At 59.2% G+C, this 26,426-nt stretch carries 29 protein-coding genes; 16 read left to right on the top strand and 13 right to left on the bottom strand.

What is annotated here, in order from left to right; translation table 11 throughout:
* The first annotated feature begins 75 nt into the window (after positions 1-75).
* The 3 genes from ACOZK9_RS05025 to tldD are packed head-to-tail and all read left to right on the top strand — an operon-like array spanning position 76 to position 6,247.
* Positions 76-3,891 carry a YhdP family protein gene (locus tag ACOZK9_RS05025; protein ID WP_421555388.1) on the top strand — a complete coding sequence of 1,272 codons (3,816 nt, stop codon included), beginning with the start codon at positions 76-78 and terminating at the stop codon, positions 3,889-3,891.
* A gap of 48 nt (positions 3,892-3,939) precedes the next feature.
* The gene (locus ACOZK9_RS05030) at positions 3,940-4,788 is read left to right on the top strand and encodes a carbon-nitrogen hydrolase family protein (RefSeq protein ID WP_421555389.1); all 849 of its coding nucleotides are present in this window, start codon (positions 3,940-3,942) and stop codon (positions 4,786-4,788) included.
* Between the two features lie 16 nt (positions 4,789-4,804).
* Complete coding sequence (gene tldD, locus ACOZK9_RS05035) at positions 4,805-6,247, top strand: metalloprotease TldD (RefSeq protein ID WP_058414336.1); 1,443 nt, start codon at positions 4,805-4,807, stop codon at positions 6,245-6,247.
* Between the two features lie 45 nt (positions 6,248-6,292).
* On the opposite strand, the gene yjgA is transcribed toward tldD, so the two are convergent.
* A complete protein-coding gene (yjgA, locus tag ACOZK9_RS05040) occupies positions 6,293-6,814 on the bottom strand; it encodes a ribosome biogenesis factor YjgA (protein WP_058414335.1) in 522 nt (173 codons plus the stop codon).
* Positions 6,815-6,922: 108 nt separating this feature from the next.
* On the opposite strand from yjgA, the gene pmbA reads away from it, so the two are divergent.
* The 6 genes from pmbA to ACOZK9_RS05070 all read left to right on the top strand — a co-directional run bounded on the left by pmbA (position 6,923) and on the right by ACOZK9_RS05070 (position 12,190).
* Positions 6,923-8,269, top strand: coding sequence for a metalloprotease PmbA (gene pmbA, locus ACOZK9_RS05045; protein ID WP_122250493.1), 1,347 nt, complete (start codon positions 6,923-6,925; stop codon positions 8,267-8,269).
* A gap of 147 nt (positions 8,270-8,416) precedes the next feature.
* The gene (locus tag ACOZK9_RS05050) at positions 8,417-8,812 is read left to right on the top strand and encodes a hypothetical protein (RefSeq protein WP_058414333.1); all 396 of its coding nucleotides are present in this window, start codon (positions 8,417-8,419) and stop codon (positions 8,810-8,812) included.
* A complete protein-coding gene (locus ACOZK9_RS05055) occupies positions 8,805-10,181 on the top strand; it encodes a class II fumarate hydratase (RefSeq protein WP_421555390.1) in 1,377 nt (458 codons plus the stop codon). The genes ACOZK9_RS05050 and ACOZK9_RS05055 overlap by 8 nt, the downstream gene beginning before the upstream one ends.
* 27 nt (positions 10,182-10,208) lie before the next feature.
* Positions 10,209-10,652 (top strand): hypothetical protein, encoded by a 444-nt coding sequence (locus tag ACOZK9_RS05060; RefSeq protein ID WP_058414331.1) that lies wholly within the window; start codon positions 10,209-10,211, stop codon positions 10,650-10,652.
* Between the two features lies 1 nt (position 10,653).
* The gene (locus tag ACOZK9_RS05065; RefSeq protein ID WP_122250491.1) at positions 10,654-11,265 is read left to right on the top strand and encodes a superoxide dismutase; all 612 of its coding nucleotides are present in this window, start codon (positions 10,654-10,656) and stop codon (positions 11,263-11,265) included.
* Between the two features lie 31 nt (positions 11,266-11,296).
* Positions 11,297-12,190: a ZIP family metal transporter gene (locus ACOZK9_RS05070; protein ID WP_421555391.1), complete on the top strand. Its 894-nt coding sequence runs from the start codon at positions 11,297-11,299 to the stop codon at positions 12,188-12,190.
* Positions 12,191-12,227: 37 nt separating this feature from the next.
* On the opposite strand, the gene ACOZK9_RS05075 is transcribed toward ACOZK9_RS05070, so the two are convergent.
* The 10 genes from ACOZK9_RS05075 to ACOZK9_RS05120 form a co-directional block, all read right to left on the bottom strand.
* Positions 12,228-12,500 (bottom strand): HPr family phosphocarrier protein, encoded by a 273-nt coding sequence (locus ACOZK9_RS05075; protein WP_058414328.1) that lies wholly within the window; start codon positions 12,498-12,500, stop codon positions 12,228-12,230.
* A gap of 16 nt (positions 12,501-12,516) precedes the next feature.
* The gene (gene rapZ, locus ACOZK9_RS05080) at positions 12,517-13,374 is read right to left on the bottom strand and encodes an RNase adapter RapZ (protein WP_058414327.1); all 858 of its coding nucleotides are present in this window, start codon (positions 13,372-13,374) and stop codon (positions 12,517-12,519) included.
* A 2-nt stretch (positions 13,375-13,376) separates the two neighbouring features.
* Positions 13,377-13,841, bottom strand: coding sequence for a PTS IIA-like nitrogen regulatory protein PtsN (gene ptsN, locus ACOZK9_RS05085; RefSeq protein WP_058414326.1), 465 nt, complete (start codon positions 13,839-13,841; stop codon positions 13,377-13,379).
* A 10-nt stretch (positions 13,842-13,851) separates the two neighbouring features.
* On the bottom strand, positions 13,852-14,157 hold the full coding sequence (hpf, locus tag ACOZK9_RS05090) for a ribosome hibernation-promoting factor, HPF/YfiA family (RefSeq protein WP_058414325.1): 306 nt from the start codon (positions 14,155-14,157) through the stop codon (positions 13,852-13,854).
* 75 nt (positions 14,158-14,232) lie between these two features.
* A complete protein-coding gene (locus tag ACOZK9_RS05095; protein WP_421555392.1) occupies positions 14,233-15,726 on the bottom strand; it encodes an RNA polymerase factor sigma-54 in 1,494 nt (497 codons plus the stop codon).
* A 184-nt stretch (positions 15,727-15,910) separates the two neighbouring features.
* On the bottom strand, positions 15,911-16,636 hold the full coding sequence (gene lptB / locus ACOZK9_RS05100; protein WP_004372092.1) for an LPS export ABC transporter ATP-binding protein: 726 nt from the start codon (positions 16,634-16,636) through the stop codon (positions 15,911-15,913).
* Positions 16,636-17,208 (bottom strand): lipopolysaccharide transport periplasmic protein LptA, encoded by a 573-nt coding sequence (lptA, locus tag ACOZK9_RS05105; RefSeq protein ID WP_058414323.1) that lies wholly within the window; start codon positions 17,206-17,208, stop codon positions 16,636-16,638. The genes lptB and lptA overlap by 1 nt, the downstream gene beginning before the upstream one ends.
* Entirely contained in the window at positions 17,195-17,767 is a 573-nt protein-coding gene (gene lptC, locus ACOZK9_RS05110) for an LPS export ABC transporter periplasmic protein LptC (RefSeq protein WP_058414322.1), read from the bottom strand. The genes lptA and lptC overlap by 14 nt, the downstream gene beginning before the upstream one ends.
* Positions 17,768-17,775: 8 nt before the next feature.
* Complete coding sequence (locus tag ACOZK9_RS05115; protein WP_058414321.1) at positions 17,776-18,300, bottom strand: KdsC family phosphatase; 525 nt, start codon at positions 18,298-18,300, stop codon at positions 17,776-17,778.
* Positions 18,301-19,275 (bottom strand): KpsF/GutQ family sugar-phosphate isomerase, encoded by a 975-nt coding sequence (locus ACOZK9_RS05120; protein WP_058414320.1) that lies wholly within the window; start codon positions 19,273-19,275, stop codon positions 18,301-18,303.
* Positions 19,276-19,571: 296 nt separating this feature from the next.
* On the opposite strand from ACOZK9_RS05120, the gene ACOZK9_RS05125 reads away from it, so the two are divergent.
* The 7 genes from ACOZK9_RS05125 to murA all read left to right on the top strand — a co-directional run bounded on the left by ACOZK9_RS05125 (position 19,572) and on the right by murA (position 24,267).
* A complete protein-coding gene (locus ACOZK9_RS05125; protein WP_058414319.1) occupies positions 19,572-20,381 on the top strand; it encodes an ATP-binding cassette domain-containing protein in 810 nt (269 codons plus the stop codon).
* Complete coding sequence (mlaE, locus tag ACOZK9_RS05130; RefSeq protein WP_058414318.1) at positions 20,381-21,178, top strand: lipid asymmetry maintenance ABC transporter permease subunit MlaE; 798 nt, start codon at positions 20,381-20,383, stop codon at positions 21,176-21,178. Before ACOZK9_RS05125 ends, mlaE begins: the two co-directional genes overlap by 1 nt.
* Entirely contained in the window at positions 21,178-21,645 is a 468-nt protein-coding gene (gene mlaD / locus ACOZK9_RS05135) for an outer membrane lipid asymmetry maintenance protein MlaD (protein ID WP_058414317.1), read from the top strand. Before mlaE ends, mlaD begins: the two co-directional genes overlap by 1 nt.
* 11 nt (positions 21,646-21,656) lie before the next feature.
* Positions 21,657-22,307 (top strand): MlaC/ttg2D family ABC transporter substrate-binding protein, encoded by a 651-nt coding sequence (locus ACOZK9_RS05140; protein ID WP_058414316.1) that lies wholly within the window; start codon positions 21,657-21,659, stop codon positions 22,305-22,307.
* Entirely contained in the window at positions 22,304-22,609 is a 306-nt protein-coding gene (locus ACOZK9_RS05145; RefSeq protein WP_058414315.1) for an STAS domain-containing protein, read from the top strand. The genes ACOZK9_RS05140 and ACOZK9_RS05145 overlap by 4 nt, the downstream gene beginning before the upstream one ends.
* A gap of 114 nt (positions 22,610-22,723) precedes the next feature.
* Positions 22,724-22,978, top strand: a complete 255-nt coding sequence (locus tag ACOZK9_RS05150) for a BolA family protein (protein ID WP_058414314.1) — start codon at positions 22,724-22,726, stop codon at positions 22,976-22,978.
* A 23-nt stretch (positions 22,979-23,001) separates the two neighbouring features.
* Positions 23,002-24,267, top strand: coding sequence for a UDP-N-acetylglucosamine 1-carboxyvinyltransferase (gene murA / locus ACOZK9_RS05155; RefSeq protein ID WP_058414313.1), 1,266 nt, complete (start codon positions 23,002-23,004; stop codon positions 24,265-24,267).
* An 80-nt stretch (positions 24,268-24,347) separates the two neighbouring features.
* Here the strand turns inward: murA and ACOZK9_RS05160 are convergent, their stop codons facing one another.
* Positions 24,348-25,751, bottom strand: a complete 1,404-nt coding sequence (locus tag ACOZK9_RS05160; protein WP_058411191.1) for an MFS transporter — start codon at positions 25,749-25,751, stop codon at positions 24,348-24,350.
* Positions 25,752-25,895: 144 nt separating this feature from the next.
* Positions 25,896-26,426 (bottom strand): GNAT family N-acetyltransferase, encoded by a 531-nt coding sequence (locus tag ACOZK9_RS05165; RefSeq protein ID WP_421555393.1) that lies wholly within the window; start codon positions 26,424-26,426, stop codon positions 25,896-25,898.

Raw genomic sequence — 26,426 nt, forward strand, 5'->3', positions numbered from 1 at the left:
CCCCAATCGCCTTATTTTCATGAGAATGGCAGACCTTGATCTGCCCTCCGTTAACTGCCTTGAGGGTCGTCTGACATGGAGCGTCTGATACGCTTTTTTGCCGCTTTGACCCGTTGGGGCCTGGGCTCGTGCGCGTTGCTGCTGGTATTGGCGGCGGTGTATGTGAGCCTGGGTCGTGAATTGACCCCGCTGGTGGCGGAATACCGCGCCGAAATCGAAGCCAAAGTTCAGGCGGCAGTGAATACGCCCTTGCGAATCGGCAGTCTCGAAGGGCGCTGGAGCGGCTTTGCGCCGGTGGTGCTGGCGCACGACGTGATGGTCGGCGAGGGCAGCAGTGCCTTGCGCCTAGACGAGGTCGAAGTGGTGCCGGACCTGTGGGCCAGCCTGATGGCGCGCGAAGTGCGCATCGCCCACCTGCAGGTCAGCGGCCTGCAGGTGAGCGTCAAAGAAGACAAGGACGGCCACTGGGCGCTGCAAGGTTTGCCGTTACAAGACGACCAGCCGCTGGACCCTGCGCAAGCGCTGCAGCGTTTGCAGCGGGTGCAGCGTATTTCGGTGTTGGACAGCCAGGTTACCTTGCAACCGTTCGATCAGGCGCCGATGACCCTGACGTACGTAGGCTTGAGCCTGCACACCGGCGGCGCCCGCCAGCGCCTTGACGCGCGCCTGACGTTGCCCGACGGCCAGCCGCTGGCGTTGAGCTTGCGCACGCGTATCAACGCCAGCCAGTGGCAAGACGGCGAAGTCCAGGCCTATCTGAGCCTGCCCCAGAGTGACTGGGCCAAATGGATTCCGGCCAAGCTGACCCAACAATGGAAGCTTGCGCAGTTCAAGGCGGGCGGCGAGTTCTGGCTGACCTGGGCCAAAGGCACGGTGCAGAACGCTGTCGTACGCCTTAATTCACCCGAAATGAAAGGCAGCTACGCCGAACGCAAGCCGGTGCACATCGAGAACCTTGCGCTCACGGCCTACCTGCAACGCAGCGATAGCGGTCTCCACGTGCTGTTTGATTCGCTGGCGATGAGCCTCGGCGACACGCGCTGGGAATCACGCCTGCAACTGCAGCAGCAACTGGCCACCGACAACGATCTGGAAGTCTGGAAGTTGCAAGCTGATCGTCTTGACCTGACGCCCATTACGCCGCTGTTGAATGCGCTGGCGCCGTTGCCCGAAGGCCTTGGCAAAGCCATCGCGCACCTCAACGCCACGGGTTTGCTACGCAACGTAATAGCGAATTTTCGGCCTGCAGACAGCAGCGACCAGAAAGTCAGTTTTGCCGCCAACCTGGAGCGCGTCGGCTTCGATGCGTATTTCGGTGCGCCGGCCGCACGTAACGTGTCCGGCAGCATCAGCGGCGACCTGGGCCACGGCGAATTGCGCATGGACAGCAAGGACTTTTCGCTGCACCTGTCGCCCATTTTCGCCAAGCCTTGGCAGTACATTCAAGCCAATGCACGCCTGACCTGGACGCTCGATAAACAAGGCTTCACGCTGATTGCGCCCTATATCAAAGTGCTGGGTGAGGAAGGCAAGGTCGCTGCGGACTTCCTGATTCGTCTGCATTTTGACCACAGCCAGGAAGACTATATGGACCTGCGCGTCGGCATGGTCGATGGCGATGGGCGCTTCACCGCCAAATATTTGCCGGCAGTGTTGAGCCCGGCGTTGGATGAGTGGTTGCGTACGGCGATTCTCAAAGGCGCGGTTGATCAAGGTTTCTTCCAGTACCAGGGCTCGCTGAACCACGATGCGCTGCCGGCTTCGCGCAATATCAGCCTGTTTTTCAAGGTGCACGATGCTGAGCTGGCCTTTCAGCCGGGCTGGCCGCATGTGAGCAAGGTCAATGGCGAAGTGTTTGTTGAGGAGAGCGGCGTGCGCATCCTCGCGAGCAAGGGCCAATTGCTCGACACCAAGGTCAAAGACGTTTACGTGAATATTCCTCACGCGCCTGCCGGCAAGGACAGCCATCTGCTGATTACCGGCGGCTTTGCAGGCGGCTTGGGCGATGGCTTGAAGATCCTTCAGGAAGCGCCGATCGGCACTGGCTCGACGTTTGCCGGTTGGAAAGGCGAGGGTAGCCTGCAGGGTAAACTGGACCTCGATATTCCACTCGCCAAGGGCGTTGAGCCGGCGATTGTAGTGGACTTCCAGACCGATAAAGCCCGCCTGCAATTGGCCGACCCGACCCTGGACCTGACTCAGCTCAAAGGCAATTTTCGCTTCGACAGCGCCAAGGGGCTGAGTGGCCAGAATATTTCGGCTCAGGCGTTCGACCGCCCGATTACCGCGCAAATCTTTGCCGACGGCACGCCGGGCAACATCAGTACACGGGTCATGGCCAAGGGCCAAGTCACGGTCAAGCGGCTGTCGGACTGGTTGAATGTCAGCCAGCCGTTGCCTGTGTCCGGCGACATTCCCTATCAATTGCAACTGATCCTGAACGGCGCTGATAGCCAACTGATGGTCAGCTCTAACATGAAGGGCGTTGCGGTCGACCTGCCGGCACCCTTCGGCATGCCCGCCAGTCAAGGGCGTGACAGCGTGTTCCGCATGACCTTGCAAGGCCCCGAACGTCGCTACTGGTTTGGTTACGGCGAACTGGCGAGTTTCACCTTTGCGTCGCCGCCCGACAAATTTAACGACGGCCGCGGCGAGTTGTTCCTCGGCAACGGCAATGCGGTGCTGCCGGCTGCCAAAGGCTTGCGCATTCGGGGTGTGCTGTCCGAGCTGGACATAGACCCGTGGAAAAAACTCGCAGGCCGTTACGCTGGCAATGATCCAGGCGGCAGCGCCAAGCAACTGCTCAGTGGCGCCGATTTCAAGGTGGGCAAGCTGACCGGCTTTGGTACCGAGTTTGATCAGGTCAATTTGCAGCTTGATCGCAAGTCCACTGGCTGGGGCTTGCAGTTCGACAGCCAGCAGGCCAAGGGCAGCGTAAACCTGCCGGACGCGAAGGGCGCGCCCATAGCAATCAACCTGCAATACGTGAAGCTGCCGGCAGTGGACCCGACGGTTCAGTCGGACGAAAATGCGCCGGACCCGTTGGCTGATATTGACCCCAAGGATATTCCGGCACTCGACATTGCCATCAATCAGCTGTTCCAGGGCCCTGATTTGGTGGGCGCGTGGTCGTTGAAGCTGCGCCCAACCGCGAAAGGCTTGGCCTTCAACAACCTCGACCTCGGCCTCAAGGGCATGCAACTGGTGGGTGCCGGTGGCTGGGAAGGTTCGCCGGGGGCCAGTAGCAGTTGGTACAAGGGCCGCCTGGATGGCAAGAATATCGCCGACGTGCTCAAAGGCTGGGGCTTTGCACCGACGGTCACCAGCGAGGATTTCCACCTGGACGTCGATGGCCGTTGGCCGGGTTCGCCGGCCTGGGTCGGGCCCAAGCGTTTTTCCGGTAGCCTGGATGCGGCGTTCCGTAAAGGTCAGTTGGTTGAAGTGGAAGGCGGCGCCCAGGCGCTGCGAGTGTTTGGGTTGCTCAACTTCAACTCCATCGGCCGGCGTTTGCGTCTGGACTTCTCCGACCTGCTCGGCAAAGGCTTGAGCTATGACCGGATCAAAGGCTTGCTCGCGGCCAGTGACGGTGTGTTCGTCACCCGTGAACCCATCACCATGACCGGGCCGTCCACCAACCTCGAACTCAACGGCACCCTGGACTTGGTAGCCGACCGTGTGGATGCCAAGCTGCTGGTCACGTTGCCGGTGACCAACAACCTGCCGATTGCTGCGCTGATTGTGGGCGCGCCAGCCATTGGTGGAGCATTATTTTTGATCGACAAGTTGATCGGCGACCGTGTTTCGCGCTTCGCCAGCGTGCAATACAACGTGCAAGGTCCTTGGAAAGATCCGAAAATCAGCTTCGACAAGCCCTTTGAAAAACCAAACTGAGTGCCTGTGGAGTAGCATCGCCACAGGCCCATTACGGAGCGTCGGCCAATGTCCTTTGCGGTAATTCAAATGGTCAGCCAGAGTGATGTGCTGGCTAACCTGGCCCAAGCGCGGCGCTTGCTGGAGCAAGCGGCGGCGGGCGGTGCTAGGCTGGCGGTGCTGCCGGAAAACTTCGCTGCCATGGGCCGTCGCGACGTGGCTGATATTGGTCGCGCCGAAGCATTGGGTGAAGGCCCGATACTGCCATGGTTGAAACAGACCGCCCGCGACCTCACCTTATGGATAGTGGCCGGCACTTTACCGTTACCGCCCCAAGACCAACCTCACGCCAAGTCCAACGCTTGCTCGCTGCTGATCGATGACCGGGGCGAAATCGTCGCCCGCTACGACAAGCTGCACCTGTTCGATGTCGACGTCGCGGATGTTCGCGGTCGTTACCGTGAATCTGACGACTATGCTTTTGGCAGCAACGTAGTTGTGGCGGATACGCCGGTAGGGCGATTGGGCCTGACGGTGTGTTACGACTTGCGCTTCCCGGAGCTGTACAGCGAGTTGCGCGCGGCGGGGGCTGAATTGATTACCGCGCCCTCGGCGTTCACGGCGGTTACCGGCGCCGCGCATTGGGATGTGTTGATTCGTGCGCGGGCCATCGAAACCCAGTGTTACCTGCTGGCGGCAGCGCAAGGTGGCGTGCACCCAGGACCACGCGAAACGCATGGCCACGCGGCGATTGTCGACCCTTGGGGCCGTGTGCTGGCGCAACAGGATCAAGGCGAAGCGGTGTTGCTGGCCGCGCGCGACAGCAGCGAACAGGCGTCGATACGGGCGCGCATGCCGGTGGTCAACCATCGGCGCTTTTTCTCGCAGGGCGCGCAGCGGCCTGCTTCGGAACGATGAATTTAAGGCCAAACCTATGAGCGAGTTGTTGTCCTCAGTCAGTGAACACCTCCTGGCACCCGGTGGCGTGACCATCGAAAGCTTGCAAACCGTGCTCGGCGATCTGGCCGGGCCAGGCATCGACGCGGCCGACCTGTATTTTCAGGGGCAGATTTCCGAGTCCTGGGCGCTCGAAGACGGCATCGTCAAGGAAGGCAGCTTCAACCTTGATCAAGGTGTAGGCGTGCGTGCGCAGTCCGGTGAAAAAACCGGTTTTGCCTACAGCAACGCAATCACGCTGGAGGCCTTGGGGCTGGCCGCGCGTGCCGCGCGCTCGATTTCCCGCGCGGGTCAACATGGCACGGTGCAGGCGTTCAGCACCCAGGACGTGGCGCAGTTGTACGCACCGGATAACCCGCTGGAGGTGATCAGCCGTGCGGAAAAAGTCGATTTGCTCAAACGAATCGATGCGGCCACCCGCGCCCTCGACCCGCGTATCCAGCAAGTGACCGTGAGCATGGCCGGTGTGTGGGAGCGCATTCTGGTGGCCTCCACCGACGGCGGGCTGGCGGCGGATGTACGGCCGCTGGTGCGCTTTAATGTCAGTGTGATCGTCGAGCAGAATGGTCGCCGCGAGCGCGGCGGCCACGGCGGTGGCGGGCGTACCGACTACCGTTATTTCCTCGCCGAAGACCGTGCCATGGGTTATGCCCGTGAAGCACTGCGTCAGGCGCTGGTCAACCTGGAAGCGATTCCGGCACCGGCGGGCACATTGCCGGTGGTGCTGGGTTCGGGTTGGTCCGGCGTGTTGCTCCACGAAGCGGTGGGCCATGGCCTGGAAGGCGATTTCAACCGTAAAGGCAGTTCGGCCTACAGCGGGCGCATGGGCGAAATGGTCGCGTCCAAGCTGTGCACGATTGTCGATGACGGCACCTTGGCCGGTCGCCGTGGCTCGCTGAGCGTCGACGACGAAGGCACGCCGACCGAGTGCACCACCCTGATCGAAAACGGCGTGCTCAAAGGCTACATGCAAGACAAGCTCAACGCGCGCCTGATGGGCGTTGCGCGCACCGGTAACGGCCGGCGCGAGTCCTACGCGCACTTGCCGATGCCGCGCATGACCAACACCTACATGCTCGGTGGCGAAAGCGACCCGGCGGAAATCATCGCCTCGGTAAAACGCGGTATTTATTGCGCCAACCTTGGCGGCGGCCAAGTGGACATCACCAGCGGCAAATTCGTGTTCTCCACCAGCGAGGCGTACCTGATCGAAGACGGCAAAATTACCGCGCCGGTCAAAGGGGCAACGTTGATTGGTAACGGGCCGGAAGCCATGAGCAAGGTGTCGATGGTCGGTAATGACCTGTCGCTGGACAGCGGCGTGGGCACCTGCGGGAAAGACGGGCAGTCGTTGCCGGTGGGTGTCGGCCAGCCAACCTTGAAAATTGATGCGATCACCGTGGGTGGCACGGGCTCGTAAGACGTGGAGCTTCGGGTGGCGAAGACCGCCACCCGCGGAAGAGGATCAGCGCAGGCCGCGTTGAGTCTCGTCCAGCTCACGGATGTATTTGAAAATTTTACGGCTGGTGGCCGGTGCCTTGTTTTGCGCCAGTTCGTGCTGGGCCTGACGAATCAGGGAGCGCAATTGCTGGCGGTCCGCGTCCGGATATTCCAGTACGAACTTCTCCAGCACCGCGTCATCGCCCGAGATCAGGCGGTCACGCCAACGTTCCAGGTTATGGAAACGTTCGTTGTACTGGCGAGTGGAGGCATCCAGTTGATCAAGCAATGTGAGGATCGCGTCAGTGTCCTGGTCGCGCATCAATTTGCCGATAAACATGATGTGCCGTTTACGCGCGATATTCGCGGTGTGCTTGGGCGCATCCGCCAGCGCCCGACGCATTTCGTCGGTCAAAGGCAGTTTTGCAACCAAATCCGGCTTGAGCGTTGTAAGGCGCTCGCCAAGGTCAACCAGAGCATGCAGCTCGCGTTTGACTTGGGTTTTGCTTTTCTCCCCATCGAGGGAGTCGTCGTAAGAATCAACCATGGTGGCAGTCCGCAAAGAAACGCCGCCATGATAACCAGTCGGGGGCCGCTTGTCCGGCCCGGTCGCTCGATGGCCTTAACCGAAAGCAGAATTTGAGTGGAGAAAACCATGAGTGCAGCCCAAAGCGTCGGTCCGCAAGCGTTACCGGCACTGCAGGAACAAGTCGAGCAGATCCTTGCCGAGGCCAAGCGCCAGGGCGCCAGTGCCTGTGAAGTGGCGGTGTCGCTGGAGCAGGGGCTGTCGACGTCGGTGCGCCAGCGAGAAGTGGAAACCGTCGAGTTCAACCGTGACCAGGGGTTTGGTATCACCTTGTACGTCGGCCAGCGCAAAGGCTCGGCCAGCACCTCGGCAAGCGGCCCGGAAGCGATTCGCGAGACCGTCGCCGCGGCGTTGGCGATTGCCAAGCACACCTCGGAAGATGAAAGCTCGGGGCTGGCCGACAAGGCGCTGATGGCCAAGGACTTGAAAGATTTTGATCTGTTTCACGCCTGGGACATCACGCCCGAGCAAGCCATTGAGCAGGCGTTGACCTGTGAAGCGGCGGCGTTCGACGCTGATGCGCGCATCAAGAATGCCGATGGCACCACCTTGAGTACCCATCAGGGCTGCCGCGTTTACGGCAACAGCCACGGTTTTATCGGCGGTTACGCCTCCACTCGCCATAGCTTGAGCTGCGTGATGATCGCCGAAGCCGACGGTCAGATGCAGCGTGACTACTGGTATGACGTTAACCGCAAGGGTGAGTTGCTGGCAGACCCGGCCAGCATTGGCCAACGTGCCGCGCAACGTGCGGCGAGCCGCTTGGGCGCGCGCCCGGTGCCGACCTGTGAAGTGCCAGTGCTGTTTTCGGCCGAACTGGCGGGCGGCTTGTTCGGCAGTTTCCTCAGCGCGATTTCCGGTGGCAACCTGTACCGTAAATCGTCGTTCCTTGAAGGCGCACTCGGCCAGACGCTGTTTCCCGAGTGGCTGACCATTGATGAGCGTCCGCACCTGATGCGCGCCATGGGCAGTTCGTCGTTCGACGGTGATGGCCTGGCGACTTATGCCAAGCCGTTCGTCGAGAAGGGCGAGTTGGTGTCCTACATCCTGGGCACTTATTCCGGTCGTAAACTCGGCCTGCCAAGCACCGCCAACTCAGGTGGCGTGCATAACCTGTTTGTAACGCATGGCGACGAAGACCAGGCGGCGCTGTTGCGGCGTATGGGCCGTGGCCTGCTGGTGACCGAGCTGATGGGCCACGGCCTGAATATGGTGACCGGTGATTACTCTCGTGGCGCCGCAGGTTTCTGGGTGGAAAACGGCGAGATTCAATTCGCCGTCCAGGAAGTGACCATCGCCGGCAACATGCGCGACATGTTCAAGCAGATCGTCGCCGTGGGTAATGACCTGGAGCTGCGCAGTAATATTCGCACGGGCTCTGTGCTGATCGAGCGAATGACCGTCGCCGGCAGCTAACCCTCCGACGCTTCACTAAAAGGCGCGCCATCCAACCGATGGCGCGCCTTTTTTTGTGCCTGTGTCACACGTGGATTAACATGTCACTCTTGTTTTGATTCTCAATATCATTTAATAATAAATATCATTACCGAATGAGTGTGGATCATGAGTTCTGTCCTGCATGAGGATCCGTACCAGGAAAGCTGGCGCTGGATGAGTCGTCAGATTCGCTGTGGCCTTGCCCCGGATGAGCCGCGCCTGATCGAGCATTACCTCAATGAGGGGCGATACCTGGCGTGTTGCAGCGCAACGCACCCGTGGACGATTGCCGAAACCTCATTCCGACTGCTGCTCGACACCGCCAGCGATATCGCTTTGCCCTGGCATTGGCGATCCCTGTGCCTGGACCAGGCGTGGCGCCCATTGCGCGACCTCGAAAAACTCTCCCACTGTGCCTGCCGCCTCAAGCGCTGGCAGGCTTTTGCCTGGCAATTGGCGACCTGCCAATTGCTGCCTTCCCTTTCCGTTTCTGACCTGGTGCAAGGATCTAACGATGAGTAACACCCGTATCGAACGCGACAGCATGGGCGAACTGCAAGTGCCTGCCGAGGCCTTGTATGGCGCCCAGACCCAGCGCGCGGTGAACAACTTCCCGATCAGCCACCAGCGTATGCCGGCGCAATTCATCCGTGCCCTGATCCTGGCCAAGGTGGCAGCCGCCAAGGTCAACGTCGACCTGCAACAGATCAGCGCGGCGCAGGGCAAAGCCATTGTCGATGCTGCCCAAGGCTTGTTGGAAGGCGATTACATGCCGCATTTCCCGGTGGACATCTTCCAGACCGGCTCCGGCACCAGTTCCAACATGAACGCCAACGAAGTGATTGCGACCCTGGCCAGCCGTTTGCTGGGCGAGGCGGTCAACCCCAATGACCACGTAAACTGCGGCCAGAGCAGCAACGACATTATCCCCACCACCATTCACGTCAGCGCAGCGTTGGTTTTGCATGAACAAACGTTGCCGGCTCTGCTGCACCTGGTGCAAGTGATCGAGCGTAAGGCCGAAGAAGTTCACCCGTTTATCAAGACTGGCCGCACCCACCTGATGGATGCCATGCCGGTGCGCATGAGCCAGGTGCTGAATGGCTGGGCGCAACAGCTCAAGGCCAATATCGGCCATTTGCAGGACTTGCTGCCGAGCTTGCAGGCCCTGGCTCAGGGCGGCACCGCCGTGGGGACCGGGATCAACGCACACCCAGAATTTGCCGCGCGCTTCAGTCAGCAACTGAGCAGCCTGACCGGCGTTAACTTCACGCCAGGCAAAAATCTGTTCGCGTTGATCGGCTCCCAAGACACCGCCGTGGCGGTGTCCGGCCAATTGAAGGCCACCGCCGTCTCGCTGATGAAAATCGCCAACGACCTGCGCTGGATGAATTCCGGCCCGCTCGCAGGCCTCGGTGAAATCGAGTTGGAAGCCCTGCAGCCTGGTTCGTCGATCATGCCCGGCAAGGTCAACCCGGTGATACCGGAAGCTACCGCGATGGTCGCTGCGCAAGTTATCGGCAATGACACGGTGATTACGGTGGCGGGTCAGTCCGGCAATTTCGAATTGAACGTGATGTTGCCGATCATCGCCCAGAACCTGCTCAGCAGCCTCGAACTGCTGGCCAACGCCAGTCGTTTGCTGGCCGACAAAGCCATCGCGAGCTTCAAGGTCAATGAGGCCAAGCTCAAGGAAGCGCTGTCACGCAACCCGATTCTGGTCACGGCACTCAACCCGATCATTGGTTACCAAAAAGCCGCTGAAATCGCCAAGAAGGCCTATCAGCAAGGTCGACCGGTGATTGATGTCGCCCTCGAACACACCGACTTGCCCCGTAGCCAACTGGAAATCCTGCTGGACCCGGAAAAGCTCACGGCTGGCGGCGTGTAATTACCGACTCTGCTTTGGAGGCTCACCATGGAGCACTGGAAACGCACGATCGAACGCGCCAATCGCTGCTTTATGCAGGGCGAGTTGGTCGACGCTCGCGAGGCCTATTTGCAAGCCCTGGCCCTGGCTCAAGTGTTATTCGAACGCTGGGCGGATGCTGACGAAGCAGTGGCGGCTTGCGTCATTTCCCATCACAACCTGGCGGACTTGCACCTGCGCCTTAACCAGCCCGAGGAAAGCGCCGAATACCTTTGCGCCATCCACCAGCGCTTGTTGCAAACGCTGCAGGACACACGCCTCAGCCCGCAATTGCGCGAGGCGGCGCTGCGCCAAAGCAGCAAGACCTACGTCGAACTGTTGAATTTTATCAGCGATCACGGTGAGTACCCGCGTACTCACCGCCTGCTGGGCGGCACCGCTGCGCACGCGGGTGCGGCGACTCGCAACAGTCCTTATTACGGAGCACATTGATATGTCCTACACCTTGCCTGCCTTGCCCTACGCCTACGACGCCCTGGAACCGCATATCGATGCGCAGACCATGGAAATTCACTACACCAAGCATCACCAGACCTACATCAATAACCTCAATGCGGCGGTCGAGGGCACCGAATTTGCCGGCTGGCCGGTCGAGAAGCTGGTGGCCAGCGTTCAGCAATTGCCGCAAACGCTGCGCGCCGCAGTCATCAACCAAGGCGGCGGCCACGCTAACCATTCGCTGTTCTGGGCGGTGATGTCACCCACCGGCGGCGGTAAACCCGAGGGCGTACTGGGCCAGGCGATAGAGGCTCAGTTGGGCGGTTTCGAGCGGTTCAAAGAGGCCTTCACCAAGGCCGCGTTAACCCGTTTCGGCAGCGGCTGGGCTTGGCTCAGCGTCACCCCACAAAAGACCCTGGTAGTAGAAAGCAGTGGTAATCAGGACAGCCCGCTGATGAACGGCAACACGCCGATCCTCGGCCTGGACGTGTGGGAGCATGCCTATTACTTGCTGTACCAGAACCGTCGCCCGGAATACATCAACGCGTTCTACAGCGTTATCAATTGGCCAGAAGTCGCCGCCCGCTATGAAGCCGCCTTGGCCTGACTTTCCCCTCCAACACGACCTAAGGCCGACTATGGGCACTGAAACACTGGCGATCAGCAGCGTGCGAATGTTTCGTTATGCGTTTGGCTCGCTGCTGCTATTGGCAGGTACTGCATTGCTGGTGGCCAACGGGATAGCTTGGCTCGGCTTGGAGCCACGCATACTGCGTGCCTTGCAGGGCGGGTCGATCTGCGCGCTTGGCACGGCGCTCGGCGCGCTGCCGGTATTGGTTATTCGTCGTATGCCGGTGGCGCTGAGCGATACCCTGTTGGGCTTTGGTGCCGGAGTGATGTTGGCGGCGACGGCCTTTTCGCTGATCGTGCCGGGCATTGCCGCCGCTGAAAGCCTCGGCCTGTCGCCTTGGGGCGCGAGTGGTTTGATCAGCCTTGGCATCATGCTAGGGGCATTCGGGCTGTATTTGGTCGACCGCAAAGTGTCCGGCGCCAGCCCGGAGATGCTGGTGGGCGCGCCGGGTAAACCGGTGATTCCCCCGCGCATCTGGCTGTTCGTGTTTGCGATCATTGCCCATAACATCCCGGAAGGCATGGCGGTGGGCGTTTCCGCAGGCGGGGGCATGCCGGATTCCGACAGCTTGGCCATGGGCATAGCCCTGCAGGATGTGCCGGAGGGTTTGGTGATTGCGCTGGTATTGGCGGGGGCAGGCATGTCGCGCGCCAAGGCATTTTTGATCGGTGCCGCGTCAGGCCTGGTCGAGCCGGTGTTTGCCGTGCTGTGCGCTTGGCTGGTGAGCTTGGCCGAAGTATTGCTGCCCTTGGGGCTGGCGTTGGCCGCGGGCGCGATGCTGTTGGTGGTCACCCATGAAGTGATCCCCGAATCGCGGCGTAATGGCCACGAAAAGCTCGCCAGCCTTGGCTTGTGCATCGGGTTTTGCTTGATGATGGTGATGGATACCGCATTGGGCTGAGGCCATTGCGGCCTCGTACCTGCCTCGGTGGGTGAGTTTACTCACCCTCATCAAAGAAGTTATTGATCAGCGCCACCAGTGCGTCCATGGCTTCCTGTTCTTGCTCGCCTTCGGTCTTCAGGTGAATCCTGGTGCCTTTGCCGGCGGCCAACATCATCATCGCCATGATGCTTTTGCCGTCGACCATGGTTTCCGGCGTGCGCCCGGCGCGGATCTGGCAGGGGAATTGCCCGGCAACACCGACGAATTTTGCCGAAGCGCGGGCATGCAGGCCCAGTTTGTTGATGATTTCAATTTCCAGAGCGGGCATCGCGCAGGTGTTCCTTTCAGCTAAGGTCGCGGTGGCGAACCTGGACGTTCTTGAGGGTTTGTTGCAGCACCTGGCCCAACCGTTCGGTCAGGTAGACGGAGCGATGGTGGCCGCCGGTGCAGCCGATGGCAATGGTCACGTAGGCGCGATTACTCGCGGCAAAGCGTGGCAGCCATTTGAGCAGGTAACTTGAGATGTCCTGATACATCTCTTCGACATCCGGTTGCGCGGCCAGGTAATCGGCCACGGGCTTATCCAGCCCGGACTGTTCACGCAGCTCTGGTTTCCAGTAAGGGTTGGGCAGGCAGCGCACATCAAACACCAGGTCGGCATCCACCGGCATGCCGCGCTTGAAGCCAAAAGACTCAACCAGAAATGCCGTACCAGGCTCCGGTTGATTCAACAGCCGCAGCTTGATCGCATCACGCAACTGATAGAGGTTCAGGCCTGTGGTGTTGATCTTGAGGTCGGCGAGGTCAATGATCGGCCCGAGCAGGTTGGTCTCGTCCTCAATGGCTTCGGCCAACGAGCGGTTGGCGCTGCTGAGGGGGTGCCGCCTGCGTGTCTCGGAGAAGCGCTTGAGCAGCGTTTCTTCATCGGCATCCAGGTACAGCACATCGCAATGAATATGCTTGGCGCGCACTTCCTCAAGCAATTGCGGGAAGCGCACCAGATGGCTGGGCAGGTTACGCGCGTCAATCGACACGGCAACCAACGGTTGCGCCAGTTCGGTGTGAATCAGCGCGCGTTCCGCCAGTTCCGGCAGCAGGCCGGCCGGCAAGTTATCGATGCAATAGAAGCCGCTGTCCTCAAGAACGTTGAGGGCGGTACTTTTACCCGAGCCGGAACGGCCGCTGACGATGATCAAGCGCATGATTACTGCCCGTTTTGTTCGTCCAGGACAACCTGATAGAGCGCCTCGTTGCTACTGGCACTGCGCAGTTTGTCGCGTACTTCCTTGCGGTCCAGCATGCTGGCGATCTGCCGGAGCAGCTCCAGGTGTGCATCGGTAGCGGCTTGCGGGACCAGCAGAACGAACAGCAGGTCGACCGGCGCACCGTCGATGGCGTCGAAATCGATGGGTTTTTCCATGTGCAGCAGGGCACTGACAGGCGATTCACAGCCTGGCAGGCGACAGTGCGGGATGGCGATGCCGTTACCAAAACCGGTCGATCCGAGTTTTTCACGGGCAATCAGCGACTCGTAAACAACTTGCTCATCCAGGTCAGGCACTTCGCGGCTGATCAGTTTGGCAATTTCTTCGAGGGCTTTCTTTTTACTGCCGCCCGGCACGTTCACGAGGGAACGGCCGGGGGTCAGGATGGTTTCAAGTCGGATCATGGGGGGAGAGTTAACGACCTGTACCTTGCATCAGGTGCAGATTCTTTTCCTTATGCTTTATGAGTTGGCGGTCCAGCTTGTCGTAGAGCGAGTCAATCGCCGCGTACATGTCGTCATGTTCCGCATTGGCGACGACCTTGGCATTCGGTATGTGCAGGGTGGCCTCGATTTTCTGCTTGAGCTTGTCGACCTCCATGATGACCTGCACGTTGGTGATCTTGTCATAATGCCCCGCAAGCTTGTTCAGCTTGCTCTCGGTGTACTCACGCAGGGGCTTGGTGACTTCCAGCTGGTGTCCACTGATGTTGACTTGCATACAGCTTCTCCTTCGTTGCCAGTGCATAAAGCGACAGGCAGAAATGCCTGCCACTGGAACGCTGTGGCCCGCCCGTCACATCAAACGTTTACGCTCGCTGGAAGGCGCGATCCCAAGGGACTCGCGGTATTTGGCGACGGTTCGACGGGCGACCTGAATGCCTTGTGCCTCCAGTAAACCAGCGATCTTACTGTCACTCAATGGCTTTTTCTGATTTTCCGCGGCAACCAGTTTTTTGATGATCGCGCGGATCGCCGTGGACGAGCATTCACCGCCTTCGGAGGTGCTGACGTGGCTTGAGAAAAAGTATTTCAACTCATAAATACCGCGAGGGGTATGCATGAATTTTTGCGTGGTAACCCGCGAAATCGTTGATTCGTGCATGCCCACCGCTTCGGCGATGTCGTGCAGTACCAAGGGTTTCATCGCCTCGTCGCCATATTCCAGGAAGCCGCGCTGGTGCTCGACGATCTGGGTAGCCACTTTCATCAGGGTTTCGTTGCGGCTTTGCAGGCTCTTGATGAACCAGCGCGCTTCCTGCAACTGGTTGCGCATGAAGGTGTTGTCGGCGCTGGTGTCGGCGCGGCGCACAAAACCAGCATATTGCGGATTGACCCGCAGGCGTGGCACCGATTCCTGGTTCAGCTCCACCAGCCAGCGCTCGTTGTCTTTGCGCACGATCACATCGGGAACCACATATTCAGCTTCACTGGACTCGATCTGTGAGCCCGGGCGCGGGTTGAGGCTCTGTACCAACTCGATGACCTGGCGCAGGTCATCTTCCTTTAGCTTCATGCGGCGCATCAGTTGGCTGTAATCGCGGCTGCCCAGCAGGTCGATGTAGTCGGTTACCAGGCGCTGGGCTTCAGCCAGCCAAGCGGTTTTGGTAGGCAGTTGGCGCAGTTGCAGCAATAAGCACTCGCTGAGCGTGCGCGCGCCGATACCGGCAGGCTCGAACTGTTGGATCCGGTGCAGGACGGCTTCGATTTCATCCAGCTCAATGTCCAGCTCCGGGTCGAAGGCCTCAAGAATTTCCTCAAGGCTTTCGTCCAGGTAGCCCTGATTGTTGATGCAGTCGATCAGCGTCACCGCGATCAGGCGATCGGTATCCGACATCGGTGCCAGGTTCAGTTGCCAGAGCAAGTGGCTCTGCAAGCTTTCGCCAACAGACGTACGGGTGGTGAAGTCCCACTCGTCATCATCGTTGCTCGGCAGGCTGCTGGCGCTGGTCTGGTAAACGTCTTCCCACGCAGTGTCCACGGGGAGTTCGTTGGGAATGCGTTCATTCCATTCGCCGTCCTCAAGGTTATCCACCGTAGGGGCGGTTTCCTGGTAGGAGGGTTCCTGCACATCAGCGTTGGGTTTTTGCTCGATGTTATCGGCCAGCGGGTCTGCATTATCGAAGTCGTCGCCTTCTTCCTGGCGTTCGAGCATCGGATTGGACTCCAGGGCCTCCTGGATTTCCTGTTGCAGGTCCAGGGTCGACAATTGGAGCAGGCGGATGGCCTGTTGCAGCTGCGGTGTCATCGTCAGCTGCTGGCCCATTCTCAGGACTAGCGATGGTTTCATGGCAGGGGCTTAACACCTTATTCGCCGGCGCAATGCGCCATCCACGACAGGGCGCGTGAGCGCCAAACATAAGCAAATTATATGCCTGATATCCAGTGCTTTGCCTAGAGCGCGGTAACAATAAAAAAATCGAGCTTTTTATTGACTCCCGCGCACCCAGGCGCAAGGCCGGACACCGCCGTACTTACAGGCGGAACTCGTGGCCCAGGTAAACTTCCTTGACCAGTTCGTTGGCCAGGATGGTGGCTGAGTCGCCTTCGGCAATCAGCTGGCCATCGTTGACGATATAAGCTGTTTCACAAATATCCAGAGTCTCACGCACGTTGTGGTCGGTGATTAGTACACCGATGCCCTTGGCCTTGAGGTGATGGATGATCTGCTTGATGTCGCCAACCGAGATAGGGTCAACGCCAGCAAACGGCTCGTCCAGCAGGATAAATTTCGGCGCAGTGGCCAGCGCACGGGCGATTTCTACACGGCGACGCTCACCACCCGACAAGCTCATGCCGAGGTTGTCGCGAATATGGTTGATGTGGAACTCCTGCAGCAGGCTTTCCAGTTCCTGGCGGCGGCCGTCACGGTCGAGTTCCTTGCGGGTCTCAAGGATCGCCATGATGTTATCGGCGACCGACAGTTTGCGGAAGATCGACGCTTCCTGGGGCAGATAGCCGATACCTGCGCGCGCACGACCGTGCATCGGCTGGTGGCTTACGTCCAGGTCGTCGATCAATACGCGGCCTTGATCCGCCTGGACCAGCCCCACAATCATGTAGAAGCAAGTAGTCTTGCCGGCACCGTTGGGGCCGAGCAGGCCGACGATCTGGCCGCTGTCGATCGACAGGCTGACATCGCGCACGACCTGGCGGCTTTTATAGGCCTTGGCCAAATGCTGGGCTTTCAGGGTTGCCATTAATTGGCCTTCTTCGCAGCGGGTTTAGGCGCAGGGGCGGCGGCGTCTTTCTGCTTCGGCTGGATAACCATGTCGATACGCGGTTTCGGCGTACCGATTTTCGCGCCGGTCGCACGACCCGCCTGAGCGATCTGCTTCACCGTGTCGTAGGTGATTTTTTCACCGTCGGTGGTGTTGCCATCGCTGCTCACGACACGCGCTTGATCGATCAGAATGATGCGATTTTGCTGGGCGTGATACTGGATGGTCCTGCCGTAGCCCTTCATCGGGGCAGGGTCTGCGGCGGCCTGCTTCTGTTCGAAGTAGGCAAGGTTGCCCACCGACGTTACCACGTCGATCTCGCCCGCCGGGGTACGCGTGAGCGTCACTGTATTGCCAGTGATTTTCATCGAACCTTGGGTGATGATCACGCCGCCGGTGTAGGTGGCCACGCCTTGTTTGTCATCCAGCTGAGCATCGTCAGCCTGAATGTGGATCGGTTGCTCGCTATCGTTCGGCAGAGCCCAGGCGCTCACGCTTCCCAGTGCTGCGCCCAGACTGAGCAAAATAGGGAGAGTTTTAACGAGCCTCATACTGTCCTCTTACGTTCGATAGCAGGTGTATCCTGCTTTCTTTCAAATACGCTTTCATTCCCTTGCCAGTCGATACACCGCCAGCGCCGTCGATTCTAACGTCTTGCTCGGTCTGCGCATATTGCTGTTGTGGGAAAACGGTCATGCGACTGCTGGTAATGATGGTGTCGCGGTTCTGGTCGTCAGTGCGCGCAACGCGTACCGAGTCGATCAGTTCTACCTGCGTACCGTCCGGGTTGACCTCGCCACGCTTGCTGGTGACGTGCCACGGAAATTCGGTGCCACGGTAAAGGTTCAGGTCCGGGTTGGTCAGCAAGGTGACTTCGGAGGCCTTCAAATGCTCGACTTTGTCCGAAGTCATTTCGTACTGCACCTTGCCGTCTGGCAAGAACTGCACGCTGTAGGCGTTGGTCGCGTAATAGTCGATAGCGCCTTCATCCACCTGTGCAACAGGCTTGTCGAGGAAGCGCTCCGGGCTGATATTCCAGTAGCCCACCGCCAGGAACAGCGCGGCGATCACTCCGAATAACAGGAAGTTGCGAATCTTTTTGCTCAGCATAAAACGCTCTATAGGTAGGCGGCGTGGGCCGCTTCAAGACTGCCTTGGGCGCGCAGGATCAACTCGCAGAACTCGCGGGCTGCACCTTCACCGCCTCGTGCGCTGGTAATGCCATGCGCATGTTCACGCACAAAAGCCGCAGCATTCGCGACGGCCATGCCCAGACCCACCCGGCGAATCACCGGCAGGTCGGGCAGGTCGTCACCCAGGTAGGCGACCTGCTCATAGCTTAGGTTGAGTTGGCCAAGAAGCTCGTCCAGAACCACCAGTTTATCCTCGCGGCCCTGATACAGGTGAGGAATCCCGAGGTTTTGTGCGCGGCGTTCTACAACCGGTGTTTTTCGACCACTGATAATCGCTGTTTGCACGCCGGCCGCCATCAACATTTTGATGCCTTGGCCGTCGAGGGTATTAAACGTCTTGAATTCGCTGCCGTCTTCGAGAAAGTACAGGCGGCCATCGGTCAGCACGCCGTCGACGTCGAAAATCGCCAGTTTGATGTTTTTACCGCGTTGCAGCAGGTCGCTGGTCATTTACATCACTCCCGCACGCAGCAAGTCGTGCATGTTCAGGGCGCCGATCGGGCGGTCGTCGCTATTGACCACCACCAGTGCGCCAATCTTGTGGTCTTCCATGATCTTCAGCGCTTCGGCTGCAAGCATCTCGGGGCGGGCGGTCTTGCCGTGTGGCGTCATCACCGCATCAATGGTTGCCGTGTGAATATCAATAGTGCGGTCCAGCGTGCGGCGCAGGTCACCGTCGGTGAACACCCCGGCCAGGCGCCCGTCGGCTTCCAGGATAACGGTCATGCCGAGGCCCTTGCGGGTCATTTCCATCAGCGCGTCCTTGAGCAAGGTGCCACGCTGCACGTGGGGCAATTCGTCACCCGAATGCATGACGTTTTCAACTTTCAGCAGCAGGCGACGGCCCAGGGCGCCGCCAGGGTGCGAAAACGCAAAGTCTTCAGCGGTGAAGCCGCGAGCTTCCAGCAGTGCCACGGCCAAGGCATCGCCCATGACCAGCGCAGCCGTCGTCGAGGAGGTTGGCGCCAGGTTCAGTGGGCAGGCTTCATGCGCTACATGCACGTTCAGGTTCACTTCGGCGGCCTTGGCCAGCGTGGACTCCGGGTTGCCGGTGACGCTGATCATTTTGATGCCCAAGCGTTTGATCAGCGGCAGCAGGGTCACGATTTCGTTGGTAGTGCCGGAGTTCGACAACGCCAGGATGATGTCATCCTTGGTGATCATGCCCATGTCGCCGTGGCTGGCTTCGGCCGGGTGCACAAAAAAAGCCGTGGTGCCGGTGCTTGCCAGTGTGGCGGCGATCTTGTTGCCGACGTGGCCGGATTTACCCATGCCGAGCACGACGACACGGCCTTTGCTGGCCAGAATCATTTCGCAGGCGCGTACGAAATCCGCGTCGATATGGGCCAGTAAACCCTCTACGGCTTCAAGCTCGAGACGGATAGTGCGTTGTGCGGATTGAACAAGCTCGCTGGATTGGCTCATGTCTGAAATCGTATAGCCTGACGAAAAGGCGGCGATTATAGCGGTAATGATCAATTCCCTCACGCAAGTTCGTCAGGCTTTATTCGGCAGGTGCCGAGATTCGTACTCAGCAGCGTTTTTTGCCTGTCCTTAATCTGAACGAGCGCTGTTCCGGCCTTGGGGGCTTCCTGTCAGCGGTGATATAGTTCGCCGCCAGTTCGGTCCGCCAACATCATGTAGCTAAATATTACGCGTTCGTGCAAACGAAAGTCGCAACCGTGGTGTCTGAGTGAAAGGCTGCATCCCAAGGAGATTAGATGAGTGCCGATAACGCCTACGCGGTCGAGCTGAAGGGCCTTACCTTCAAGCGCGGGACGCGCAGCATCTTCAATAACGTCGATATTCGCATTCCCCGCGGCAAGGTCACGGGCATAATGGGGCCTTCCGGTTGCGGTAAGACCACCCTGTTGCGCTTGATGGGCATGCAACTGCGGCCCAGCGCCGGCGAAGTGTGGGTCAACGGTCAGAACCTGCCGAAGCTTTCGCGCAGCGATCTGTTCGATGCGCGCAAGCACATGGGCGTGTTGTTCCAGAGTGGCGCGCTGTTCACCGACCTCGATGTGTTCGAAAACGTAGCGTTCCCACTGCGGGTGCACACCCAGCTGTCGGACGAAATGATTCGTGACATTGTGTTGCTGAAACTGCAGGCCGTGGGTCTTCGCGGTGCCGTCGACTTGATGCCCGATGAATTGTCCGGTGGCATGAAGCGCCGTGTTGCGCTGGCGCGAGCCATTGCCCTCGACCCGCAGATCCTCATGTACGACGAGCCGTTTGTTGGTCAGGACCCAATCGCCATGGGCGTTTTGGTGCGCCTCATCCGCCTGCTCAACGACGCGCTGGGAATCACCAGTATCGTGGTTTCTCACGATTTGGCCGAGACCGCGAGCATCGCTGACTACCTTTATGTAGTCGGCGATGGTCAAGTGTTGGGGCAGGGCACGCCTGAAGAGCTGATGAACGCCGACAACCCGCGTATTCGCCAATTCATGACCGGCGATCCCGACGGCCCGGTGCCTTTTCATTTTCCGGCAGCGGACTACCGCTCAGATCTTCTGGGGAAGCGCTGATGCGCAAAACATCTTTACTCGAAAAGGTTCGCCTTTTTGGTCGCTCCGGTATCGACATTGTCGGAGTGCTGGGGCGTTCGACGATTTTCCTGTTTCACGCATTGCTTGGCCGTGGCGGCATCGGCGGCGGTTTCGGCCTGTTGCTCAAACAGCTGCACTCGGTAGGCGTGATGTCCCTGGTGATCATCGTGGTCTCCGGGATTTTCATCGGCATGGTGCTGGCGTTGCAGGGCTTCAATATTCTCGCAAGCTACGGTTCGGAGCAGGCGGTGGGGCAGATGGTTGCGCTGACGCTGTTGCGCGAACTCGGCCCGGTGGTGACGGCGTTGCTGTTTGCCGGGCGTGCAGGTTCTGCACTGACCGCCGAGATCGGCAACATGAAGTCCACCGAGCAGTTGTCCAGCCTTGAGATGATCGGCGTGGACCCGCTCAAGTACATCGTTGCCCCACGCCTGTGGGCCGGTTTCATTTCCCTGCCGCTGCTGGCGATGATTTTCAGCGTGGTCGGTATTTGGGGCGGTTCCTGGGTCGCGGTTGACTGGTTGGGCGTCTATGACGGCTCTTACTGGGGCAACATGCAAAACAGTGTGACCTTCAGCGGCGACGTGCTCAACGGCATCATAAAAAGCATCGTTTTCGCTTTTGTCGTCACCTGGATCGCCGTATTTCAAGGCTATGACTGTGAGCCCACTTCGGAAGGGATCAGTCGCGCCACCACCAAGACCGTTGTATACGCCTCGCTGGCGGTACTGGGCCTTGACTTCATTTTGACTGCCTTGATGTTTGGAGATTTCTGATGCAAAACCGCACTGTTGAAATCGGTGTCGGCCTTTTCTTGCTGGCTGGCATCCTGGCTTTACTGTTGCTGGCCCTGCGGGTCAGCGGCCTTTCGGCCAGCCCTACGGCCGACACTTATAAACTTTATGCGTACTTCGACAATATCGCCGGTTTGACTGTCAGAGCTAAAGTGACCATGGCCGGTGTAACCATCGGCAAGGTCACGGCAATCGATCTGGATCGCGACAGCTTCACCGGCCGAGTCACCATGCAATTGGACAAGAAGGTAGATAACCTGCCGACCGACTCCACTGCATCTATTCTCACCGCGGGTTTGCTGGGCGAAAAGTACATCGGTATCAGCGTGGGTGGGGAAACAGACCTGCTCAAGGATGGTTCGACAATCCACGACACACAGTCGTCGTTGGTGCTTGAAGACTTGATCGGTAAATTCCTGCTCAATACGGTCAATAAAGACGCCAAATGAGGAATCTGTTCATGATCTCTACCTTGCGACGTGGCCTGCTGGTGCTGCTGGCAGCACTGCCGATGATGGCCAACGCGGCGGGTTCTGCGCACGATCTGGTGCAGGACACGACCAACAGGATGTTGGCTGACTTGACGGCCAACAAAGAGCAGTACAAGCAAGACCCTACCAAGTTCTACGAAGCGTTGAATACGATTGTTGGCCCGGTGGTCGATGCCGAAGGCATTTCCCGCAGCATCATGACGGTCAAGTATTCGCGCAAGGCTACGCCTGCGCAGATGCAGACCTTCCAGGAAAATTTCAAAAAGGGCCTGTTCCAGTTCTACGGCAACGCTCTACTTGAATACAACAACCAGGGTATTACCGTTGCTCCAGCCGGTGATGAGTCGGGTGATCGCACCAGCGTCAACATGACCGTCAAAGGCACCAACGGCGCTGTTTACCCTGTGCAATACACGCTCGAGAAGGTCAAGGGCGAGTGGAAGCTGCGTAACGTGATCATCAACGGCATCAACATCGGCAAGCTGTTCCGTGATCAGTTTGCTGACGCCATGCAGCGCAATGGCAACGACCTGGACAAGACCATCAATGGTTGGGCCGGTGAAGTCGCCAAAGCCAAAGAAGAAACCGACAAACAAGCTGCCGGGAAGCCTGCGCAATGACCGAGTCGGCTGTTCGTCTTGGCGACGCTGGCGAGTTGTTCCTCAGTGGCGTGCTGGATTACCGCACCGGGCCTGACCTGCGCAAGCAGGGCCAGGCGCTGATCGATAGCAGCACCGCGCCCGCGCTGGTGGTAGATTGCTCTGCGGTCACCAAATCCAGCAGCGTTGGTTTGTCGTTGTTGTTGTGCTTCATGCGTGATGCGCAAGCGGCCGACAAACCGCTGAGCATCCGTGCGATGCCCGAAGACATGCGTGAAATAGCCAAGGTTTCCGGTCTGACCGAGCTGTTGGCACACCCTTAATAGCCATTATCAAGAAAGCCCCCCGTCAGAGTCCTGCTATGCGGGGTTCGCAGGCGCGGGGCTTTTTTGTATGATGTGCGACCCGTGCGCACTTGGCGCCGATAGAGGTTGAGCATGCAGGCCTACGAAGTTAAGAGTTTCCTTGAAGAAAAGCTGCCGGAAAACCTTTCTTCACAAGTGCAGGTTGAAGTTGAAGGCGAAGGCTGCAACTTCCAGCTGAACGTGATTAGCGATGAACTGGCGGCACTGAGCCCGGTCAAGCGTCAACAGCAGATCTATGCCCATTTGAACCCGTGGATCACCGATGGCAGCATCCACGCGGTCACTATGAAATTTTTCAGCCGCGCGGCCTGGGCCGAGCGCACCTGAGCCCCCAAGGCGTCGAGATTCTTATGGATAAATTGATTATTACCGGCGGTGCCCGCCTAGATGGCGAGATTCGCATTTCCGGTGCGAAAAACTCTGCCCTGCCGATTCTGGCGGCGACCCTGCTGTGCGATGGCCCGGTCACCGTGGCCAACCTGCCGCACCTGCACGACATCACCACCATGATCGAGCTGTTCGGTCGCATGGGCATTGAGCCGGTGATTGACGAAAAACTGTCCGTCGAAATCGACCCGCGCACGATTAAAACCCTGATCGCCCCGTACGAATTGGTTAAAACCATGCGTGCGTCGATCCTGGTACTAGGCCCAATGGTTGCCCGTTTCGGTGAAGCCGAAGTCGCTTTGCCTGGCGGTTGCGCCATCGGTTCACGTCCGGTCGACCTGCACATCCGTGGCCTTGAAGCCATGGGCGCGACCATCGACGTCGAAGGCGGCTACATCAAGGCCAAGGCGCCGGAAGGCGGCCTGCGCGGTGCGAACTTCTTCTTTGATACCGTCAGCGTGACCGGTACCGAGAACATCATGATGGCGGCTGCCCTGGCCAACGGCCGCAGCGTGTTGCAAAACGCCGCGCGCGAGCCGGAAGTGGTCGACCTGGCTAACTTCCTGATCGCCATGGGGGCCAACATCACTGGCGCCGGCACCGACACCATCACCATTGAAGGTGTCAAACGCCTGCACTCGGCCACCTACAAAGTGATGCCGGACCGTATCGAGACCGGCACCTACCTGGTGGCTGCTGCCGTTACCGGTGGCCGCGTCAAGGTCAAGGACACTGATCCGACCATCCTTGAAGCGGTGTTGGAAAAGCTCAAGGAAGCCGGTGCTGAAATCACTACCGGTGATGACTGGATCGAGCTGAACATGCACGGCAAGCGGCCAAAAGCCGTTAATGTGCGTACCGCTCCGTACCCGGCGTTCCCGACCGACATGCAGGCGCAGTTCATTTCCTTGAACGCCATTGCTGAAGGCACCGGTGCCGTGATCGAGACCATCTTCGAAAACCGCTTCATGCACGTCTACGAACTGCACCGCATGGGCGCCAAGATCCAGGTCGAAGGCAACACCGCCATCGTCACCGGTATCGACAAGCTCAAGGGCGCGCCAGTCATGGCTACCGACCTGCGTGCCTCGGCCAGCCTGGTCATTTCGGCACTGTGCGCTGACGGTGACACCCTGATCGACCGCATTTACCACATCGACCGTGGTTACGAATGCATCGAAGAAAAACTGCAGATGCTCGGCGCCAAAATCCGTCGCGTACCGGGCTAGTCCCAGGCGCTGCGAACACCACTACCGTGGGGGGGGGGGGGGGGGCCCCCCCCCCGGCGCTTCTATTTACAGATCAGTGCTTACAGGTCAGTGATTTCCTTGTGGCGTGGCACCAGCGCTTTCATCACGCTCCAGGCCACCAGATACGCCAACGCACAAATCGCAAACATGATCATGTAGCCGGTGTGGATGTCGTTGATTGACTTGTAGTAGTCAAACACCCACCCGCCAATCTTGGTCATCACCACACCGCCCAAACCACCCGCCATGCCGCCGATGCCAACCACCGAGGCCACGGTTTTTTGCGGGAACATGTCGGACACGGTGGTGAAGATGTTGCACGACCACGCCTGATGCGCCGAAGCGCCCACGCCGATCAACAGCACCGGCACCCAGAAACTGATATAGCCGAACGGCTGCGCCAGCAACACCACCAACGGGAACAGCGCGATCACCAGCATCGCCTTCATGCGCCCGTCATACGGTGCATCGCCGCGCGCCATGAAATAGCTGGGGAACCAGCCACCACCGATACTGCCAACCATGGTCATGCTGTACAGCACCGCCAGCGGCATCACGATGTCCGGGCCTTTCATGCCGTATTGCGCGGATAAATAGGTCGGTAGCCAAAACAGGAAAAACCACCACACGCCGTCGGTCATGAACTTGCCGAAGGCAAACGCCCACGTCTGGCGGTAGGTGAGCAACTTGAACCACGAGACTTTTTTCTGCGCCGCGCCGGCCGGTGCAGGCGTAACCGGCTGTACGCTTTGGTCGCTGCGGATGTAGGCGAGTTCTTCGGCCGAGAGGCGTTTCTGATCCTCGGGTTTCTGGTACAGCGCCGACCACACCGCCACCCACACAAACCCGAGCATGCCGATGACCATGAACGCCGCTTCCCAGCCCCACAGGCCAGCGATCAACGGTACGCAGATCGGCGCCAGAATCGCCCCCACGTTAGCGCCCGAGTTGAAGATACCCGTGGCCAGGGAACGCTCTTTTTTGGGGAAATATTCGGCGGTCGCCTTGATCGCGATCGGGAAGTTACCCGCCTCGCCAATCGCCAGCACCGCGCGTGAGAGCATGAAGCCGGCAATCGACACCGGGATCACCGCCAGGCCAATCGCGCCGCTGACGGCAGCGATGCCCTCGCCCATCGGCACGGCGAACGCGTGCATGATCGCGCCCGTGGACCAAATGGCAATCGCCACCACATAGGCAGCCTTGGTACCGATCTTGTCGACAAAGCGTCCGGCAAACAGCATCGAAATCGCGTAAACAAACTGGAACACCGCCGCAATGTTGGCGTAATCAGTGTTACTCCAGCCAAATTGCGTCGACAACTGCGGCGCCAACAGGCTAAGCACCTGGCGGTCGAGGTAGTTGACGGTGGTGGCAAAAAACAACATCGCGCAGATAGTCCAGCGATAGTTGCCGACGGCCTGGCCGACGCGATGGGCGTTGATGGGCTCACTCAGGTTCATGGCATCACTTTTTTATTTTTGTTAGATAGGACATATGTAATGTCATATGTCGTCGTACAACCAGCACTTTTATAGCGGGCTGCCTGAGCGCTGTCAATCGCAAAGATTGGCGCTCGCCGAGCTATTGCTGGGTTGTAAAAATGATCAGCCAGGCGTGGTTATAGGATGACAAATCCGAAACACCAGGCTCGGCGCTTGTCGAGGCACATCATCGAGCAGGCCGAAGCGTTGCAGGCCGAGCTTTTCCAGCACCCGAATCGAGGCCGCATGCTCGGGTCGTACCAGCCCGAACACCTCGGGCACACCGAGGGTTTGGAACGCCATCGTTAGCGCGTCGTGGCCCATTTCGGTGGCATAGCCCTGCCCCCACGCTTCAACGGCGAAACGGTAGCCGAGGTTGATGCGCCGCTCGGTCAGGTAGTTAAGCGGCGCTACGCCGCCAAACCCGATAACGTGCGCAGGCGCCTCGCAACGGGCAATTGCCCACCAGCCATAACCTTCGGCGGCCCATTGTTCGAGCCAGCGGTCCAACAGGCGTTGCGCCTCGGCAAGCGTGGTGAGCGGCCCGGCCGGGTTGAACACGTTAGTCTGCGGGTCACCGAAGATCGCGAACAATCGCTGCACATCGCTGTCCACGGGCTTACGGTAAATCAGGCGTGAGGCGGCGACAGGCAT

It is taken from the genome of Pseudomonas kitaguniensis, from assembly GCF_049199985.1.
GTDB lineage: Bacteria > Pseudomonadota > Gammaproteobacteria > Pseudomonadales > Pseudomonadaceae > Aquipseudomonas > Aquipseudomonas kitaguniensis.